The sequence below is a fragment of the Flavobacterium sp. RHBU_3 genome, from assembly GCF_046613565.1.
GTDB lineage: Bacteria > Bacteroidota > Bacteroidia > Flavobacteriales > Flavobacteriaceae > Flavobacterium.
On the sequence record NZ_JBKJHC010000008.1, the window covers coordinates 22544 to 40759 of the forward strand.

Sequence of the window (18216 nt, forward strand, 5' to 3'; positions counted from 1 at the left end):
ACAAAATAGTATCAGCGGGTTTTTGGGCAAAGGCGTAACTTAGCAGGTTATATAGCATTAACCAAACCCTTTTATGAAAACTCACAGCATCCTTTGTTGCCTGCTGCTTATTGCCACTGCTTTTGGCTTTGCCCAAAACACTTCCCGCGAAAAAATAAACATCGATGCCGGCTGGCGCTTTGCCTACGGTCATCCTTACGATACTGCCAAAGACTTTGGCCATGCCGAAGCCTATTTCTCATACCTTGCCAAAACAGGCAGTGCGGATGGGCCTGCTGCAACCGTGTTTGACGACCGCGCGTGGCGCCAGTTAAACCTGCCGCACGACTGGGCTGTAGAGCAGCCCTTTAGTGAAAAGGCGAGCTACAGTCATGGTTTCCATGCCGCGGGTAAAGGTTTCCCGGAGCGCAGTGTGGGCTGGTACCGCAAACAAATCAATATTTCCAAAGAGGATTTGGGGCGTATCATCACGCTAAAGTTTGATGGGGTGTTCCGTAACTGCAAAGTGTGGTTTAACGGGCATTTCCTCGGTACGGAAGAAAGCGGCTATAACAGTTTTGAGTACGATGTAACTTCGTATGTAAAATACGGCGAACAAAATACTATTGCTGTGCGTGTTGATGCTTCTATGGAAGAAGGCTGGTGGTATGAGGGTGCGGGCATTTACCGCCACGTATACCTGCAAAAGACCAATCCGCTACACATACCCACTAACGGCACGTATGTAACTACTGAAATTAAAGGTGCCGATGCTGAGGTGAGTGTAGTGGCTATATTACTGAACCAAAGCGATTATAAAGGACAGGCAACCTTGCGCCATAAGATATATAGCCCCACTGGAAAGGTTGTAGCTGCAGCCGATGAAAATGTAACTGCACCGGGTTTCTACAAAACGGCTGAGGCAACATCGTACATTACTATAAAGGGTGCTGAACTTTGGGACATAGAGCATCCTAACCTGTACAGGCTGGTTACTGAAGTGGTGCACGAGGGTAAAGCCATTGACCGTTACGAAACTACATTTGGCATCCGCGATATAAAGTTTGATGCCGAAAAAGGACTGTTTCTTAACGGAAAACCTTTAAAGCTAAAAGGGACAAACAACCACCAGGATCACGCCGGGGTGGGTACTGCCATTCCCGATGAGTTGCAATACTGGCGTATAAAACAACTGAAAGCCATGGGCAGCAACGCCTACCGTTGTTCGCACCACCCGCCAACGCCCGAGCTGCTCGAAGCCTGTGATAAACTGGGTATGCTGGTTATCGATGAAACCCGTCTTATGGGCATAAACGACTATCATTTGGGTAACCTTAAGCGCCTGATAGAACGCGACCGTAACCATCCGAGTGTTTTTTGCTGGTCGGTAGGTAATGAGGAGTGGGCCATAGAGGGTAATATAACGGGTGAACGCATTACACAGGTAATGCAGGAATACGCCCACAGCATAGACCCTACGCGCCCGGTAACCGTTGGCATCAGCAGCGGTTTCAGGAGTGGGATTTCGTCGGTAGTTGAGGTTATGGGGTACAATTACCTGGGGAATGGCGATATAGATGCACACCGCAGCCAGTTTAAAAACCAACCGGGTATGGGCACCGAGGAGGGTTCTACCTTTGCTACCCGTGGCGTATACGTTACCGATGATGCTAAACATTACCAAAGCGCATACGACCGTAAGCCACGCCCGTCGTTTTATAGTATAGAGGAGGGCTGGAAGTTCTACGCCACGCGCCCGTACCTTGCCGGGATGTTCATCTGGACCGGGTTTGACTATCGTGGCGAGCCTACGCCGTATGGGTGGCCGTCGGTTACCTCGTATTTCGGAATGATGGACTTGTGTGGTTTCCCTAAAGACAATGTGTATTACCTTAAGGCATGGTGGGGAACAGCGCCTGTTGTACATTTGCTACCACATTGGAACTGGCCGGGCAAAGAAGGAAAGGAAATAGACGTTTGGGTACATACCAACTGCGATGAGGTGGAACTGTTCCTCAACAAAAAAAGCCTTGGCAAAAAGAAACCCGAACAATACAGCCACCTGGAATGGAAGGTTACTTACCAGCCAGGTACACTGGAAGCGGTAGGCTACAAGAACGGTAAAAAGGTGCTGAGCGATGTACAAAAAACGACAGGCGAACCTGCCTTAATAAAACTTACCCCACACAAAACCGTGCTTAATGGAGCAACTGACGTGGCGGTGGTGACTGTGGAAGTATTCGACAAAAAAGGCCTGCACGTGCCGGTAGCCGGTAACGAAATTAACTTCGGGATAAAAAATGGGGTTATTTTAGGCGTAGGCAATGGCGACCCAACCTCTCTTGAAAATGATACGTTTATAGATGATATACAGTTGGTGCCTGTAACGGGCTTGCAGGAGCAGGCACTTAGTTTGAGCGATTTACCTGAAGCATTGCCACAGTATGACGAAGCAGCCTGGAAAGAAGCGTTTAAAGATCGGGACTATAAAAACCTGGCTCCTCTTTACACTTACAAAGCCTCATTTACATTAGAAAAAGTGGATGGAGTAAACGTAACATACTTCTATAAAAAGATAGGGGTAGCAGCTGTGGTGTTTGTAAATGGTATTAAAGTTAACGCTTCGGCAGAGGATGCGCAGAAGTTTATCCTGGATGCTAAAATACTGAAACAGGGTGTAAATACCATAAACATTTTTGCCACACCGTTACATAAGGTTAAGGACTGGGATGTTATTAATGCCGATCCGGGTACGGTGCAGGTGATAACCCCTGCTCCAAAATGGAAACGCAAACTATTTAACGGTTATGCCCAAATTATAGTACAACCTGACGGCAGCGGCAAACCGTTGGAATTAACCGCGAATTCAGATGCGGTGAAATCAGCAGTTATTACATTAAAAACAGAATAGCTTTTGTGGTGTAAAAATCGGAGTTAAAAAGCTTCGTTGATCCTGAAGTAAATACCGTTGTCGCCTTTACCTACGGCGTAGTCTATACCTATGTTTATATTTCGCGATGTAATGGCTTTAAAGCGCACACCGGCACCTCCGCCGGGTAGTATGCCGCTATAAGGTTTTTCGGTAAAGGCAGCGCCTAAAAATCCTACCATGCCCCAGCGCCTGTAAAAGGTATAGCGGTATTCCGTTTGCAGGGCATATGCCTGTTCACCCCGGTATTTGCCATCAGTGTAGCCTCGAATGTCTTTACCGCCTATAGCGTGCTGTGCAGTAAAGGGTACGCTGCCCAGCCCAGAGAATATACTGGCACGGTTAGCCAGTATCATTTTGTCATTTATCTTATAGTAGTAATTAGCATACGCTCTAATGGAGTTGTACACTTCGTCGCTGCCCATCCATTTAGGGTTGGTTAAAAAATTTACCCCCACCTGCCATCCTTTTGTGGGGTAATATATATAATCGCGGGTATCGTACAGGGCGCTGATACCTACTCCGTTTGCATCGTTTTTAGAGATACTGTCTTCCGGTACATCAAACTCCACTTCAGAGTGTTGCAGCTTTACCAGTGCACCGCCGTAGAGGTGAGGTATAATCTGCCGCAGGCCTTTTAAGTAATAAAAACGGGTTACATTACTATAGTCTAAAAAGCTGCCTTCGTCTAAGTCGCCGCCGGATTCAAAATACTGGAAATTAATATGGCCCAGTCCGGCAGCAAAAGTTACCCGCCAGCGGTCTTCGTTAAGGTACAGCTGTGTAAAAGCGGATCCGAACCATGATTTATTTTCGCTGTACGCTCCCATAACACCTGCCATACTTGGTGGAGAAATGGTGTCATTCTTTTTAGTATTGAAAAAAGCCATTCCCCTGACTCCTCCTATAAAACCGTAGGAACTGTTATAGCTTACAAAAGGGAGTCCTGTAAAACTAACCTTTCGTTTCTTTTGGTTCTCTTTATCCTTTTGTACCTGTGCAATTGCAATGGCTCCAAAGGAGAGAAAGATGAACAATGTGAAGAATAGTCTTTTTTTCATAGAAAATTGGTTGAGGCCTCAGTATCCCTAATCAGGATAAATCGGTCGGTGCTATTGGTACCTAAAGTTATGAAAAAAAAGATGAATACGGTGTTGTGAATCAGGTAATTATTTAAGCTCGAGGTTGTTTATTCAAAAGTTAAAGATATAGGTGGTTCATATTCAAAATATGAAAGTTCCAGCGTTTCGGGGTAGCGTACCACGGTGCCTTTGGCTACAAGTCCGGTCTTGAGCAATACCGACTTAGAAGCTACGTTTTCCTGCTCGGTTACGGCTACCAGTTTTTTTACATTGGGTAGGGTAAAGGCATATTCTTTTATTGCCAAAGCCATTTCTGTGCCGTAGCCTTTGCCCCAATAGGGAGTGTCAAAACTATAACCTATTTCTACCACTTCGGGATTTCCTTTGTCAAATTCCCGTAGCAGGCAGCTGCCTATAAAATTACCCGTACTTTTTTCTTCAATCACCCATCGGTTCAGCGGAATATCACCATAGCTTAAAGTGTCCTGCAAAAATTTGGTGTGTTCTTCTGCACTGCGTTTGGGTAGGTAGGTAATTACCTCGGGCTTTTGGTGTACTGCCACAAAAAGTGGTATATCCTCTTCACGGAACAGACGGATGACAAGGCGCGGGGTTTCTATTCGGAAAGCCATAATCGTGGTTTTTAGGTAAAGGTATTGTTTTTACGGATGCAGCATAAGGAAAGGTTGTACGGCCGCCACCCACGCATCGTGCTCGGTGTTTACATACTGCTCGTGACCGGAGTGGATAAAGGTATGTAGCTCCTTAGGGCCTTTCAGGTTTTTGTATATGGTATCAATTTCTTCGTAGCTTACGCGGTTGTCCTGTTCGCCCCAAAGCAGCAGGGTAGGGCAGGTTATGTTTTTGGCATACTCCTCGGGGTTATGCCCAAATGCCCAGTAACCGTTTTCCACACCACCCCAAAATACCAGCAGCCCCGCCATGGGGAACTTGGGTATGCCCATAATTTCAAAACGTGCCGACACGGTTTTGGACATAGAGCCAAACGGCGCGCCAATAACAATAGCTTTCGGGGTGAGCTTATAATCGTTCAGTGCTTTCATTATAGAAACGGCCCCCATACTGCTGCCGTACAGGTAAATGTTCTTTTCACCTTTTGCGGTGATGTAAGCATAGCAGGTTTTTACGTTTTCAGCCTCGGTAAAGCCAATGGTAGTAGTGTCGCCCTCGCTGCCACCCGAACCCATAAAATCAGTAAGCAACGTATTGTAGCCCATAGCCAGGAACTCATCTGAAGCATTAATCAGGGTAGATTTTGTGCCTTGGTACCCGTGAAACAGCAGTACCGTGCCTTTCGGCTTCGGGTTGGATGTTTTTATGTACCATGCACTGAGTTGTACATTGCTTTGCAATGTTACGGTTTCGTACTGCTGCGACGGTACTGCGGTATTAACCGGCCTGGGTAATGAGGCGCCAAACAACAGCATCTTGGCTTTTTGCGCAGTGTTAAGGCTGTCGGTATTTATCCGTTCGCCTACGGTATCGTCAAAGTGGGTAAACGACCACGCCTGTAATGCTGCTATAATGTTCATCAGTATAAAAACAACCAGTAATATCCGGGCTAAGGGTTTCAGCGGGTTTTTACGTTTCGGGAGTTGTATGGGTTTGTACATGGGCTAAAATTTCAGTTTTTCCTTAAAGAATGCCATAAATGCGGTTTGGTAATTGCTTTCACTCAGGTGGCTGTCGTCAGGGTACACCACATAGCGCTTATCGGTTTTCATGCGGTTGTAGGCGGTAAATCCCACGTGGGGCGGGCAGTCATCGTCGTACAACGCCGAAGCAAACAGTACCGGGCATTTTATATAATGTGCAAAACCGGCAGAGTCCAGTAAATCCTGTACGTGCAGCACCTGCTCCATGGCACAGGCATTGTTATAGTATTTAAGGTAAGCTATAAGCTCTTTATCCATAAGGGTGCGGATTTGCTTATGGTCGCGGATGTTGGCCGGGAACGGGTCGAAATACGCCAGTGCACTGATTTTGGCGCCGCACAACCCGGCTGTAGCCAAAGCCAGACCGCCACCCTGGCTGCCGCCTTCCACACCGATGCGCGAGGTATCTGCTTCGGGGCGGGAAATAAGGAAATCCACAGCGCGCACGCAGTCCATATAAATGGCGCGGTAGGCGTTATCCGTTTCGCTGCACAGGTTGTACCCCCAGATACCGGGTATGTCGAAACCGGGGTTAAACACATCGGCGCTGATGCCGTGGCCGCGTACGCAAAGTGCCAGTTCTATTACATTTTCTTTACTTTCAAGGAAAGGCTTCAGGTTTTGGAAACCGTAACCATAGCCTGGTACGTGTAGTATGGCAGGGTACTTGCCTGCGGCCTTTGGTACAAAATAATACCCGCGGATGGTAAGGTTGCCGGCCGACTGCATTTCGGCGATATAGCCATCGCGGTAAGGCGAACACAGGCTGTCTACCTTATGCACCCTGAAGTTGGGCGCTATGCTTTGAAGTCCGGCTTTAGCGGTTTTCCAATAGGTACTGTGGCCTTTAATGGTATCGTTGTTAACAGGGATTTTTTCGGGCGCTATGCCAAACTGTATCACCTGTGCGGAATAGCCTTTGCCGTCGTGCATTACGGCGGTGCATTCATAAAAACCCGGTTTGAGTGTTGGGGGCATAATGCCGATGAGGTTTATTTCGTCTTTGTCAAGGGAAATGGTATCCTGCAAAACTACGTGGTGGAAATCGTCGGTTATTTTTACGGCTATGGTACCGCTTTTGGCTCCCGCCGCAATATACACCGATGAAGCCCCGATTGGATCAAGGATATGGTCAATGTCGTCTGTACGCAATGAGAAACCGGCCTCGTACTTAGCGCCCTGTGGCATCAGCAGTACACGGTTGTGGCTGTGTCCGCCGGTATAGGATAGGTCGTTTACGGCAATCACAATACTATTTGTTTTGCCGGGCAGCAGTACGCCTTTGGGCAAAATGATTTCGGTTACCTTACCGCGCTCGCTCCAGAAGTAGTTCGGGATGTTGCCGCCAATGCGCTTGCCGTTAATGTAAATATCCTCCACCTGGCATTGCAGCGCTACACTAAGCACCCAGTTTTTTACGGTGGATTTGGCAGGTGCTTTAAAATCCGTTTTTAGCAGGCAATGGCCGTCGCGCCCGAAGTAACCCTGGCGTTCCCATGACAGCAACAGGCTTACGTTGTTCCAATCCTTTTGCGGGATAGAGCCTGTTTCGGTTGCTTTTTTAGGGGCAACGGCTATCTTCCAGTCGTAGGGTAACAGGTTTTGCGCTTTGGCAAAGCTGAACAGTAACAGGAATATGAATACTATATTTCTATTTACGGGCATTATAATTTGGCTTGAGATAATGGTTTGAACCAAAGTTACATTTTTAAAGGACGTGCAGCGGGCTATTGCACGCAAACTTTAACGAAAATCTCATGTCCTGCGTGCCGTGCGCGTTTATTTATGTAGTAATTTTATGGGTATGGAAACAGGAAGAAGAAAGGGATTTAAGTTTAGTACCTACCAGGCCCCGGAACAGTCGGTTTTTGATAAGCTGCTGGAGATTTTTACGGAGCTGATTACCCACACTTCGGGTGATTTTGATGAGGCCATCGACTGGCTGCGCCAACTGGATAAGGAATACGAACTTACCACACCCGAATATACCATTGACGATTTTATTGAAGACCTGAAGAAGAAAGGCTACATCCGCGAGGAAATACGCCCGGATGGCAGTGGTGATGGCGTTACCCTTAGCTCTAAGCTGGAGCAGAACATCCGCCAGCAGGCGCTAAAGCAGATTTTCGGGAACCTGAAGCGTAATGGCTCGGGCAACCACCGTACCAAATACAGCGGTGCGGGCGACGAGCATACCGGTGAGTTTCGTGATTATCGTTTTGGCGATGCGCTGGAAAAGATTTCGCTTACCGAAAGCCTTAAGAACGCGCAGGTAAACAATGGCGTAGATGCGTTCCGGCTTACGGAAGATGATTTGGTCGTAGAGGACAGCCACCACAAGGCGCAGATGAGTACGGTGCTGATGATAGACATCAGCCACAGTATGATACTGTACGGCGAAGACAGGATTACACCTGCTAAAAAGGTAGCCATGGCCTTAGCCGAACTGATTACCACGCGTTACCCTAAGGACACGCTTGATATATTGGTTTTTGGTAACGATGCATGGCCTATTGCCATTAAGGATTTGCCGTACCTGCAGGTGGGGCCGTACCATACTAATACCGTAGCGGGTCTGCAACTGGCCATGGATTTGCTCCGCCGTAAGCGCAATACCAACAAGCAGATTTTTATGATTACCGACGGTAAGCCGAGCTGCATCCGCGAAAGCGATGGTACCTACTACATGAACAGCTACGGGCTGGATGATTATATTGTAGAGAAATGCTACACCATGGCATCGCAGGCACGCAAGCTGCACATCCCCATTACCACGTTTATGATAGCACAGGACAGTTACCTGCAACGTTTTGTGCGGGAGTTTACCGAGGCCAACCAAGGCAAGGCGTTTTACACAGGGCTGAAAGGCCTGGGCGAAATGATTTTTGAGGATTATGAAGCGAACAGGAAGAAGAGGGTGAAGTAATTTGATATTGATTATTTTCAATTTATTATTGATGCACCCGGCAATAGAAAATAAAAAATAGAACATAGAAAATAAAAAATAGAACATAGAAAATAAAAGAATGACTATAACAGATATAAAAACATTTGGCGCACTAAAAGCCTCGGGTTACCAACCCATCAGTATAAAAGACGAACTGCGTAAAAACCTGCGTAGTAAAATAGCGAAGAAACAAACCGTTTTTGAAGGGGTGTATGGCTATGAGCATACCGTTATCCCACAATTGGAACAGGCCATACTAAGCCGCCATAACATTAACCTGCTGGGGCTTCGCGGGCAGGCCAAAACACGCCTGGCACGCCTTATGGTAAATTTGCTGGACGAGTACATTCCTTATGTGGAGGGGAGTGAGATAAATGACGACCCGTTTAGCCCGATTTCGCGTTATGCTGTTGAGGTACTTGCTGCCAAAGGCGACGATACCCCGATTAGCTGGTTGCACCGCAGCGAACGCTTCTTCGAAAAATTGGCTACCCCTGATGTTACCGTTGCCGACCTGATAGGCGACATCGACCCGATTAAGGCGGCTAACCTAAAGCTGTCGTATGCTGATGACCGCGTGATTCACTATGGTATGATTCCGCGTGCTAACCGTTGTATTTTTGTAATAAACGAATTGCCTGATTTACAGGCGCGCATACAGGTGTCGCTGTTCAATATTCTTCAGGAAGGCGATATCCAAATCCGTGGGTTTAAGGTACGCTTGCCGCTGGATTTGCAATTTATCTTTACCGCAAACCCTGAAGACTATACCAACCGTGGTAGCATAGTAACGCCGCTGAAGGACAGGATAGGGTCGCAAATCCTTACGCATTACCCTGAGGATATAAAAATTGCCCGTACCATTACCGAACATGAGGCAAGACTGGACAGCCGCCAGAGCGATACGGTGTATGTGCCATCGTTAGCCAAAGACCTTTTGGAACAGATAGGCTTTGAAGCCCGCGAAAGTGAGTTTGTAGATTACAAAAGTGGGGTAAGCGCCCGTATGAGCATCACGGCTTTTGAGAACCTGCTGAGTACTGCCGAACGTAGAGCATTGCGTGCCGGTGAGGAAAAAACCAGCGTACGCCTTAGTGATTTTATGGGAATTATACCTGCCATTACCGGTAAGGTAGAGCTGGTGTATGAAGGTGAGCAGGAGGGAGCCTCGGCTGTAGCGGAGATATTGATAAGTAGTGCTGTGAAAACCCTGTTTAGCGAGTACTTCCCGAAAATAGAAAAGCTGGAAAAGAATAAGGAAAAAGCATTCTATCAGGATGTGGTAGACTGGTTCTTTAACGAAAGCGGTGGACTGGAAATTACCGATGATGCTACCGACAGGGAATACCAAAAGGAACTGGACAAAATTATCCCGCTGAAGCAGCTGGTACAAAAATACCAGCCTGATACTGCCAAGGAAGACCAATTGTTCATGAAGGAATTTATACTGTGGGGCCTTGCGGAATACAAGAAACTGAACAAAGACCGCTTTAGCGACGGCTACCAGTTTAAGGATCCGTTTGGCAGTTATATCAGTAAATTGTAGTTGTCTGTTATTATTTAACCACAACGTTTTTCAGGTTCTGTCATTGCGAGGAGGCATGACGAAGCAATCTCATAGGGAGCTATTCTTTAAGAGATTGCTTCGTTCCTCGCAATGACGGTGCGTGAATAAAGTTACGTGAAGATAATATAGTTAAAGGGTTGGCTTTAATCCTGCATTACCTCCCGTATTTCTCTATAACGCGGTCTACAATTTCCTGTGTCTGGTCGGGGTAGTTAACGGGTATTACGGTGCCGTTTACCAGCCAGTTGCTTATCACATCGGTATACTTAGGGTTAAGGCTTTTAATAACGGGTATACCCATTTTTTTAAGGGCGGCGGCATTAAGCTGCTGTTCGTACTGGTTTTTCATGGGGATAACCAGCAGCTTTTTACCCAGGAACAAGGTTTCGGCAGGGGTTTCAAATCCTGCACCGCACAATACTCCAGTGCTGGCTGCCATGCTGGCTGTAAATCCTTCGTTATCTATGGGCTGTATGGTAATATTGCCGTCTACTTTTTTCTTTTTGCAGTGCTTGCTGTACACATCCCACTTTACATTAGGGAATGCCGAAAGCCGTTTTAGCAGGGTTTTGTCGTCATAAGACGGCAGGTACACCGTGTAGTGGCCTTTGTTGGTAACCTCGCGTTTGCGTACATGTCCACGGATAACCGGGGTAAAAATAGTATCGCCTACAGGGTAAAAATGAAACCCGTAATGATGGTCTGCCGGGGCATAGTTTTTTAGGATAAGCTTTCCTTTGCGGTCTTCTTCATCCGGTAACGGAAAGTTTTTATCCAGCACCGCACACTGGTGGCTCAGCGATATGCACGTTTTATGACGAAAGTAACACGCCCATGCCGTAACCGGTTCAAAATCGTTAATCACCAGGTCGTATTCCTCTACAGGGGCACGGCGTATGTTCTTTATCAGCTTGGGCAGGTTGGCCTTCAGTAATGTCTTTACCAGGTCTACACCGCCTTTTTTACCAAATATAAAGCTCAGCCCGTTAAACTTGTATTTTACTTTAAAAGGCAGCTCCAGGTCGGCCTGAATACCGCTTACCAGTATGTCTACCTCGCCATGCTTTTGCAGGCAGGGAATTACGTCCATAGCACGGCTCAGGTGCCCGTTTCCGGTGCCCTGTACTGCGTACAATATCTTCAGTTTTTTAGATGCCATAGGTTAGTTAAGTTGTAAAAATTCGGCAAACCACTCGCCACTGTGTTTTACTATACGTTGTTGTGTTTCAAAATCTACGTAAATCAGGCCAAAACGAGCATGATAACCCTCAGCCCATTCAAAGTTATCGGTAAGGCTCCATACAAAATAGCCATTTACGCGTGCACCTTCTTCTTTAGCTTTCAGTAGTTGGCGCAGGTGGCTTTGCAGGTAGTCTTTACGCCGCAGGTCGTACACCTTACCTTCAACAACAGCATCAGGAAAAGCGGCGCCATTTTCAGTAACCAAAATGTTCTTTATCTGCGGATAGGCATCAAAATGTTTAATCATGTGGTAAATGGACGGCGGATGTACTTCCCAACCCATTTCGGTGGTCATTACCCTGCGTTTTTCGGCTTTTACCAGCGCTGCCCCCACATACGGGGTAAGGAACGATGATTTTACAATTTCGCGGGTGTAGCATTGTATACCAACGAAGTCAAAATCAAATGCCATTTTTTCAATATCCCCCGGCTGTATGTATGGCTCCATTTTGCGGATAACCGGAAGATCGGCCGCATCGGGGTAACCCAGCCCAAGTATCGGTTCTACAAAAGCGCGGTTCAGCAGGGTATGCACACGATTAGCAGCGGCAATGTCTTTTTCATGTTGGGTATACGGTTCTATCTGGGTGCAGGAAAATGTAGTGCCTAAGTGTGCATCGGGTACATTGGCGCGTACTATGCGAGCGCCCTCGGCGGTACTCAGGGTAACGTGGTGTACAGCCTTGAGGTAACTTGCCAGTCCTCTGCGCCCCGGTGCGTGTATGCCCAGGAAGTAGCCCGCCCCGGTAAATACCGAGGGTTCGTTCATTACCATCCAGTTTTTTACGCGGTCGCCAAAGTGTTTGGTACATACTTCCACGTAGTCCTTAAACCAGTCGATACTTTCGCGGTTGGTCCACCCACCGCGAACGTCCAACGCATGGGGCATGTCCCAGTGGTAAAGCGTAACCCAGGGTTCAATGCCGTTTTCCAACAGGTGGTCTATAAGACGGTTATAGTAGTCAATGCCGTTTTGCGAAACCTCGCCCGTACCCGAAGGCATAATGCGCGTCCAGCTTAGCGAGAACCTGAAGTTAGGTATGCCCATCCGCTTCATCAGGGCTACGTCTATGTGGTAGGAGTTATAAAAATCGCAAGCGGTACGGGCGTGGTGGTTGCCCTTAATACGTCCGCTTTTAGAGGTGAAAACATCCCAGATGGAAAGCCCTTTGTCATCTGCATCGTGGGCACCCTCAATCTGGAACGCGGCTGTAGCCACACCCCACATAAAATCATGGCCAAATTGCCCTTTGTGCAATTCGGGTTCAATATGTCTTTTGCTCATCCAGTTAAAAATCCTTGTTTTTAGTGAATGAAAAACGACTGCATCGTCCTAAGGAACAGACGCTCCCTAAGGAAAGTGATAATATTGAATCGGAAAAGTTTCATAACTAAAACAGTTTCCCCAAATATAACCCTGAGCTTGTTATTTTAAGTTAAAGTACGGATTAACAAAATGTTACTTTGTGGGGGTAAAAACTGTAGTTATATCTATGCTTTAATTTTTTCAACCTTGTTTAGCCACCGAATAAAGTAAATAAACATTAGTAAATGAAGGATGTTTATTACAAAAACAGGGTCGTCCTGTTTTGTTGCTGATACGTCACACGAAAAATTTATTGTAGCACCAAACTTTGTTATGGCTTCGGGATTTTTAAAGTAGGCAAAAAACAGCGTAGGACCTATTATAAACTTGTAGTACATCCCCGAAATTGTTCCGCTAATAGATTGAAAAAGAAATAACAAAACCAGTGATAACAAACTGGCATACATGTTCTTTTTTAGAAACAAACTAATAATAGCAACTACTCCTATCAAACTAATTACCAGTAAGGCAATTAACTCTGGATTAGGTCTGTTCAGACTCAATAATACAATCACAAAAACGAATGCAAAAACTATGAAATTATATCCTAATACAAATTTACGCATTGAAAATATTTTTTAACCCGTATCGTCGAGGTTAAGCGAAGATAAAAAAATCTTACTATAAACTCCTTTTTTATACCTTAGTCCAAAACCAATAATATACCATGAAGAATATACTTTTTGCTGTTTTATGTATCCTTGCAATGGCCTCGTGTACACCTAAGCAAATTTCCTTAAACGACCTACAGGGAACCTGGGCACCATCTAAAGATGAAAACGCGGCTTTTACCATTGAGGGTAATACGATAACTTACTTTGAAGAAGAAATCGCGCAAGAACTGAAGCTACAAAACAGCACAGTAGAACTACTGGAAGAAGGCCACCATATAAGCTCATGGAAAATTCAAAAGGCAACCAAAGACAGCCTTGTTTTAGTTGTTGAAGGCAGTGAAGTAATAAAATATGTTAAAATCTCAGATTAAGGTCTTATGGTTAGAGAAGAAAAGCTAAATAATGCTATAAAAGCAGTTCACGATTTAATAATTAAAACCAGAGCCTTAGCATACGAAAATTATCCAGCTTTAGCCCTGGCAAAATTATTGGATGAAATGGAATATTTACCGGCACTAATACTTGAGGAGAAAGATCAAACTGAATTTTTTGAATCTTATCTAGAACACATCTGTAAACAGTATAATTTTCCTGAAATATTACTGCGCTACCAATCTTAATCCCTATTACGAAAACCAACCATGAAAAAGTATATACTTTTCCTCTTATTTAATGTTGCTTTTGCCAATGCACAAGACACGCCATATGAGTATAAAAACTCTGTTATCGCTGAGCTTTTTGGGAATAGTTACGGGTTTGTCAGTATCAACTATGAGCGTGTATTGTATTCGGCCGTTAAAAAGCCTGACATTGCCACATTGCGGGTTGCTGCAAGGGTAGGTATAGGCTTTGGCGACAGGGTTTCCGATTCTATATCCAGCTACAACTTCCCGGTAGAGTTTACTGCTATGTACGGGCGTACAAACAATATTGAAGCCAGTATGGGCATTACGCCCTGTATCGGAAAGGAGGTTACCGATACTACTCGCTATCCGGCAGTGCATTTTAACCGATTGGAAAATGTGGTATTCCTAAGGCTTGGCTACCGCTATTGGGAAAACGGAGGGCTTATTTTCAGGGTGGCTCCTATGCTACAGTTCCCCAGCCAGCTGCACTGGAAACCTGAGTTGACAATGGGGCTTTCGGTAGGATATAATTTTTATTAATGTGATAATCCACAACATTGTGGCGAATCGACTTATAAACAAAAAACTCACACCAGCTCCACCACAGGCATAACATTCCTTAAAATGTCTTTTAGCTGTGCTATTTCGTCATGGTACAGCGTGTTTTTGCGGCAGCCAAAGTACAGGGTGTTTTGCAGTTTCTTTTCGCCGCCCCACACCAGTTTTACCTTACCCGAGTTGATTTCTTCGTGGCACAAAAAGTCGGGCATTACCGCCAGCCCCGTATCATCCGAAAGGCAGCGTACAATAGAGTTGAGGTTAGGCACTATAAAGTTTGGCCTGAAGTCGGGCCTGTGCCCAAAGTTCAGCTCCCAAAACCGGAAAAGGTGTTCCATGTCGCCGGTTGTGCCGTACCATTTGTGGGCTTTTAGCCAGCGTTCGGCCGCGGCTTTATCGTTATGGTATAGCAGATTATGCAGTTCGGTTGCTTTTACTTCGCTTCCGCCCACCAGTACTATGGTTTCGTATGAAAAAGGTTCGTGCACCACACCCTGCGCATCGCCTTTTTGCGGGGTAACTACCAGGTCAATGATACCTTTATCAAGGTTATCCAGCATTTCGGGGTATTGCCCAAAACAGGCAATTACGTTAAAAGGTAACTTGCTCAGGTGCTTTTCCAGCGTGGCCTGAAACATCTCAAAACACATACCTACAGTAATAGTAGGCTTATGCTTTTCGGTACTTTTCTGAAAGGTTTTTTCGGCTTCTTCCAGCTTAAGCAGCGGTTCGTATACGGCGTTGTATAATGCCTTGGCACGCTCTGTAGGCAGCATTTTGCGCCCGGTGCGTTCAAAGAGTTTGTAGCCCACGTAGCTTTCCAGTGCACTAAGGTGCACACTTACCCCGGGCTGCGAAATGAACAATGCCTCAGCAGCACCCGTAAGTGTTCCGGTGTTGTATATGGCCTTAAAGGTGCGGTACCATTCCAGGTTTACCATTACTTAACTATTAAAATTATAATACAAAGGTATAAATTATATTATTTTTATAATAGATGTGCCCGCAATAACTTTGCCCTGTATTTAAAGCTAATGTATTTATGAAGAAAATATTTGTAATAAATGGGGGGCAAAATTTTGCCCATTCGGGTGGTGCTTACAACAAAACTGTAGCCACTGTAACTGAGGATTTTTTCGTTAATAATCCTAACTTTGAACTTAAGGTAACCCATATAGACGACGGCTATAACCCGGCTGCCGAAGTGGAGAAATTCATCTGGGCCGATGTGGTAGTATACCATACCCCTGTATGGTGGTTCCAGGTACCGTTTGGCCTAAAAAAGTATATAGACGAGGTATTTACAGCGGGCCATAAAAAAGGCATGTACAATAGCGATGGCCGCCATGCTGCAACACCACTGGTGGGTTACGGCACAGGCGGCGCACTTCATGGCAGGCAGTATATGATAACTACCAGCTGGAATGCACCCGAAACGGCTTTTACGCTACCGGGAGAGTTTTTTGATGAAAAGAGCGTAGATGAGGGTATAATGTTTGGTTTCCACCGCATGAATGCTTTTACAGGCATGGAACCGCTGCCGAGTTTTCATTTTCACGATGTAGAGAAGAATCCGCAGGTTGAGCGTGATATGGAATTGTACCGCCAGCATCTTGAAACCATTTTTACTGATTCTACCGTTATAATATAAATTATGAAAGTATATTTAACTGCAATTATTAAAAGTAAGCCGCAACACAACTGCGAAGTACAAACACTGTTGCAAAGTATGGTTAGGCAAAGCCGTGCCGAAACCGGTTGCCTGCAATATGACCTGCACCGTGATAAGACCAATGAAAACACTTTTGTTTTTTATGAGATCTGGGAGAACGAGGCTATTTTGGTGCATCATAATGAGCAGCCTTATATTAAGGCTTTTGTAGATATTATTCCCGATAAGCTACAGGAGCCGCCGGTGATTATTAAAATGGATTTAATGTAAAGTCCATTACATATTATAAAATAGGTGGCGGGAAAATCCCGTCACCTATTTTATGTACTGATTGGTATATTTTATAGTGAAAAAATTATTCAGCGGCATTTAGTATCGCAAAAGCCTCTTCCGGAGATTTACGATACAGATCAAAAAGCAGTTGGGTGTTGCCTACCATTATCTCATAAGTATCGGCTTCAAGTCCGGCTAAAAATTCTTCCGCTACCTGGCGTGGGGGTATACCTTTTTCGCCGCCTATTACTGCCGAAAATTCTGTATTAACAAGGGGTGGCATAAGTTCGAATACTTTTACCGGAATGTTGTTTTGTGCTAATGCAAAACGGTATGCCTGTGTGTAAGAATGCAGTGCTGCTTTGCTTGCTGAATATCCCACAAGGCTGCCGGGTACAAACGCTACAACCGATGATACGTTTACAATAGCGGCATTGCTGTTTTTTGCAAGCTGGTTTACAAGCAGTTCGTTTAGCCTTACAATAGAGAAGAAGTTTGTAGCCATTTGGCTTTCTACTGCCGCATAGTTGTCTGTGTCGTTTACAATATCGTGTACTACTGCATGCGCGCCATTGTTAATTACAATGTTCAGTTCGGGGAAGTCTTTAGCTAATGTTTCAGCGAGTGCTTTTGCATCGGCTTCTTTACTAAAGTCGTTTACTATGCCTATTCCATTTTTCAGTTGGGTCAATGCATTATCAAGACGTTCTTTGCTGCGGCCTGTAATGATTACTTTATTGCCGTTTTCTTCTAATAATTTGGCAATTTCAAGTCCGATTCCTGCACTTCCACCGCTTATAAGTACGGTATTTCCTGTTGTTTTCATTTTTAATATTTTTAAATTATAACGATTGGTATTTTTATCTGAGGCAAATGTAATTAAATATACCAATCGGTATTAAATAAATTAAATAGATTTTTTTTATGACGCTATAGACATGCTGAAAATAGTAGGGTAATCGAAAATGGTAAGGATAATTAAAAGACTAGTCCTTGGCCATCAACTTAATATCGCTGATTTCCAAAACAGGTTTTTCATAACCCAGAAGTGAAACATTCACCATAGCTCTGCCCAGTTCAGTAAGGGTAAGTATTGATTTAGGGGAAAACAGTTTTATGATTAGCACTATACCTTTATACAAGGCCTTGCTGTTCTTCTGCCCTTTAACAGGAAGCATACCACCCGGCCTGAAGTTGTAAACTCCCTTAAAAGGCAGCTTGGTCAGGGCATTTTCGGTGCGACCCTTTACGCGTGCCCACATTATACGTCCTTTTTCGCTACCATCGGTGTATAACCCCGATATATAATTGAACGTCATATTAGGGTTTACCTTTAGTGCACTGTGTGCAAATGCCAGTGTGGTATCGTAGGTTATATAGGTGTATTTTTCTTCGCTCATACCCGCTGAACTGATTCCGGCGCAAAATAGGCATGCATCATATCCTGTTATAGTATCGGCATGCGCGTCGAGGCTAAAAAAATCAGGAACTATTAATTCGGTAACCTTAGGGTGTTGCAGTCTGTATGCTTTACGGCCTATGATAAGTATTTCCGAAACTTTTTCATTTTGAAGGCAGTCCAGCAATACGCCTTCGCCCACCATGCCGGTAACTCCGGTAATGATTACTTTTAGTGCCATGAGTTTTGTATTTGCAAAACAAAGGTAAACAATAGGGGAGTACGC

Annotated in this window: 18 protein-coding genes; 8 read left to right on the forward strand and 10 right to left on the reverse strand. The window is 45.2% G+C overall.

What is annotated here, in order from left to right:
- Positions 1-73 precede the first annotated feature (73 nt).
- Positions 74-2890: a beta-galactosidase GalA gene (galA, locus tag ACLI1A_RS12170; protein WP_411408943.1), complete on the forward strand. Its 2817-nt coding sequence runs from the start codon at positions 74-76 to the stop codon at positions 2888-2890.
- 23 nt (positions 2891-2913) lie between these two features.
- Here the strand turns inward: galA and ACLI1A_RS12175 are convergent, their stop codons facing one another.
- The 4 genes from ACLI1A_RS12175 to ACLI1A_RS12190 all read right to left on the reverse strand — a co-directional run bounded on the left by ACLI1A_RS12175 (position 2914) and on the right by ACLI1A_RS12190 (position 7331).
- Positions 2914-3969, reverse strand: a complete 1056-nt coding sequence (locus ACLI1A_RS12175; RefSeq protein WP_411408944.1) for a BamA/TamA family outer membrane protein — start codon at positions 3967-3969, stop codon at positions 2914-2916.
- Positions 3970-4097: 128 nt separating this feature from the next.
- Positions 4098-4622 (reverse strand): GNAT family N-acetyltransferase, encoded by a 525-nt coding sequence (locus ACLI1A_RS12180; protein ID WP_411408946.1) that lies wholly within the window; start codon positions 4620-4622, stop codon positions 4098-4100.
- Between the two features lie 30 nt (positions 4623-4652).
- Positions 4653-5624 (reverse strand): alpha/beta hydrolase, encoded by a 972-nt coding sequence (locus tag ACLI1A_RS12185; RefSeq protein ID WP_411408947.1) that lies wholly within the window; start codon positions 5622-5624, stop codon positions 4653-4655.
- 3 nt (positions 5625-5627) lie between these two features.
- Positions 5628-7331, reverse strand: coding sequence for an acetylxylan esterase (locus ACLI1A_RS12190; RefSeq protein ID WP_411408948.1), 1704 nt, complete (start codon positions 7329-7331; stop codon positions 5628-5630).
- Between the two features lie 139 nt (positions 7332-7470).
- Here ACLI1A_RS12190 and ACLI1A_RS12195 point away from each other — a divergent pair, with 139 nt between their 5' ends.
- Together ACLI1A_RS12195 and ACLI1A_RS12200 are read left to right on the forward strand one after the other, a co-directional pair.
- Positions 7471-8592, forward strand: coding sequence for a vWA domain-containing protein (locus ACLI1A_RS12195; protein WP_411408950.1), 1122 nt, complete (start codon positions 7471-7473; stop codon positions 8590-8592).
- Between the two features lie 100 nt (positions 8593-8692).
- Positions 8693-10159: an AAA family ATPase gene (locus ACLI1A_RS12200; protein ID WP_411408952.1), complete on the forward strand. Its 1467-nt coding sequence runs from the start codon at positions 8693-8695 to the stop codon at positions 10157-10159.
- Between the two features lie 175 nt (positions 10160-10334).
- On the opposite strand, the gene ACLI1A_RS12205 is transcribed toward ACLI1A_RS12200, so the two are convergent.
- From ACLI1A_RS12205 to ACLI1A_RS12215, 3 genes are all read right to left on the reverse strand, one after another.
- Complete coding sequence (locus ACLI1A_RS12205; protein ID WP_411408953.1) at positions 10335-11339, reverse strand: glycosyltransferase family protein; 1005 nt, start codon at positions 11337-11339, stop codon at positions 10335-10337.
- Between the two features lie 3 nt (positions 11340-11342).
- The gene (locus tag ACLI1A_RS12210) at positions 11343-12707 is read right to left on the reverse strand and encodes a GH1 family beta-glucosidase (protein ID WP_411408954.1); all 1365 of its coding nucleotides are present in this window, start codon (positions 12705-12707) and stop codon (positions 11343-11345) included.
- Between the two features lie 206 nt (positions 12708-12913).
- A complete protein-coding gene (locus tag ACLI1A_RS12215; RefSeq protein ID WP_411408955.1) occupies positions 12914-13354 on the reverse strand; it encodes a hypothetical protein in 441 nt (146 codons plus the stop codon).
- Between the two features lie 101 nt (positions 13355-13455).
- On the opposite strand from ACLI1A_RS12215, the gene ACLI1A_RS12220 reads away from it, so the two are divergent.
- From ACLI1A_RS12220 to ACLI1A_RS12230, 3 genes are read left to right on the forward strand one after another with little or no spacing between them, the layout of a single operon-like run.
- Entirely contained in the window at positions 13456-13773 is a 318-nt protein-coding gene (locus tag ACLI1A_RS12220) for a hypothetical protein (RefSeq protein ID WP_411408956.1), read from the forward strand.
- A gap of 6 nt (positions 13774-13779) precedes the next feature.
- Complete coding sequence (locus ACLI1A_RS12225) at positions 13780-14022, forward strand: GTP-binding protein EngB (protein ID WP_411408957.1); 243 nt, start codon at positions 13780-13782, stop codon at positions 14020-14022.
- A gap of 21 nt (positions 14023-14043) precedes the next feature.
- Positions 14044-14568, forward strand: a complete 525-nt coding sequence (locus tag ACLI1A_RS12230) for a hypothetical protein (RefSeq protein WP_411408958.1) — start codon at positions 14044-14046, stop codon at positions 14566-14568.
- Positions 14569-14615: 47 nt separating this feature from the next.
- Here the strand turns inward: ACLI1A_RS12230 and ACLI1A_RS12235 are convergent, their stop codons facing one another.
- Complete coding sequence (locus ACLI1A_RS12235) at positions 14616-15527, reverse strand: LysR family transcriptional regulator (RefSeq protein ID WP_411408959.1); 912 nt, start codon at positions 15525-15527, stop codon at positions 14616-14618.
- Between the two features lie 101 nt (positions 15528-15628).
- On the opposite strand from ACLI1A_RS12235, the gene ACLI1A_RS12240 reads away from it, so the two are divergent.
- Positions 15629-16237: an NAD(P)H-dependent oxidoreductase gene (locus ACLI1A_RS12240; protein WP_411408960.1), complete on the forward strand. Its 609-nt coding sequence runs from the start codon at positions 15629-15631 to the stop codon at positions 16235-16237.
- A 3-nt stretch (positions 16238-16240) separates the two neighbouring features.
- Entirely contained in the window at positions 16241-16528 is a 288-nt protein-coding gene (locus ACLI1A_RS12245; protein ID WP_411408961.1) for a putative quinol monooxygenase, read from the forward strand.
- Positions 16529-16613: 85 nt separating this feature from the next.
- On the opposite strand, the gene ACLI1A_RS12250 is transcribed toward ACLI1A_RS12245, so the two are convergent.
- Both ACLI1A_RS12250 and ACLI1A_RS12255 read right to left on the reverse strand, forming a co-directional pair.
- Entirely contained in the window at positions 16614-17357 is a 744-nt protein-coding gene (locus tag ACLI1A_RS12250; RefSeq protein ID WP_411408962.1) for an SDR family oxidoreductase, read from the reverse strand.
- A gap of 160 nt (positions 17358-17517) precedes the next feature.
- Positions 17518-18171, reverse strand: a complete 654-nt coding sequence (locus ACLI1A_RS12255) for an epimerase (protein ID WP_411408963.1) — start codon at positions 18169-18171, stop codon at positions 17518-17520.
- Positions 18172-18216 lie beyond the last annotated feature (45 nt).